Source organism: Streptococcus sp. 2_1_36FAA, from assembly GCF_000161955.2.
In the GTDB taxonomy this organism is placed as follows: Bacteria; Bacillota; Bacilli; order Lactobacillales; family Streptococcaceae; genus Streptococcus; species Streptococcus gordonii.
Map to the genome: position 1 here is coordinate 339,361 of NZ_KI391974.1, position 1,363 is coordinate 340,723.

Genomic DNA, 1,363 nt, shown 5'->3' on the forward strand with positions numbered 1-1,363 from the left:
CTCAGTTCACCCTTGAACTGTTTATCAGGTAGTGAAGGTCACCTTACCATCTGCGTCCACTTCGAACTTACCAACATTTGGCACTTCTTTCACAGCTGTACCATTGTCAAATAGTGGAGTCGAATCAGCTGGGAATGGAACTGAGTCATGGCCTGGGGTGAAAGTCACTTTACCTTTCTGAACTTGACCTTGCAGGCCTTCTGTCTTATCACCCGTACCAGTTGGTGTTACTTTCGTAAACTCTGGGCTGTATGTCGCAGTAACTGGGGTGCCATTCTTATCTACGCGTTTGACTGTGACTGGATCTGGGTTTCCAACAAACTGCTTGTCTGGAGTGAAGGTTACTGTTCCGTCTGGCGCAATCGTGTAAGTTCCTTGACCTGGAATGGTCTTCTCTTTGCTTCCATCTTCGAAGGTTGGCTCGACTGTTTCATCGATCGGAACCAGTGGATCGCCACCTTGGAAGGTTGGAGTACCAGTTTGCGGAAGTCCTTGAGGGCCTGTGCTTGTTGCATTAGTGCTTGTTGGAGTGACCTTGGTCACTGTTGGTGTATAAGTTGCGGTAACTTCTGTACCATTCTTATCCACTCGTTTCACTGTGACTGGATCTGGTGTACCAACATATTGTTTGTCTGGCGTAAAGGTAATAGAGCCATCTGGATTGATGCTGTATTCACCTACACCCGGAACAGTCTTCGTTGACTGACCATCTTCGAAGGTCATTGGTTTCGTATCATCAATTGGAACCAATGGATTACCTTCTGTGAAGGTTGGGGTACCTTTTTGCGGTTGACCTTGGATACCATTTGAAGTGGCATCCGTTGAAGTTGGTGTTACTTCTTTCACTACTGCTTGGTACTTGACAGTAACAGGAGTGCCGTTGGCATCCACACGAGTCAATTCAAGTTCTGGTGTTTCACCCTTGAACTGTTTATCAGGAGTGAAGGTCACCTTACCATCTGCGTCCACTTCGAACTTACCAACATTTGGCACTTCTTTCACAGCTGTACCATTGTCAAATAGTGGAGTCGAATCAGCTGGGAATGGAACTGAGTCATGGCCTGGGGTGAAAGTCACTTTACCTTTCTGAACTTGACCTTGCAGGCCTTCTGTCTTATCACCCGTACCAGTTGGTGTTACTTTCGTAAACTCTGGGCTGTATGTCGCAGTAACTGGGGTGCCATTCTTATCTACGCGTTTGACGTTGGAACCGAAAGGGTTTGAAATTCAAACCCTTTCGGTTCCAACGTTGCAGTGACTGAAGTGCCATTCTTATCCACACGTTTCACGGTGATTGGATCTGGTTTACCAACGAACTGCTTGTCTGGTGTGAAGGTTACTGTTCCATCTGGCGTGTGACTGA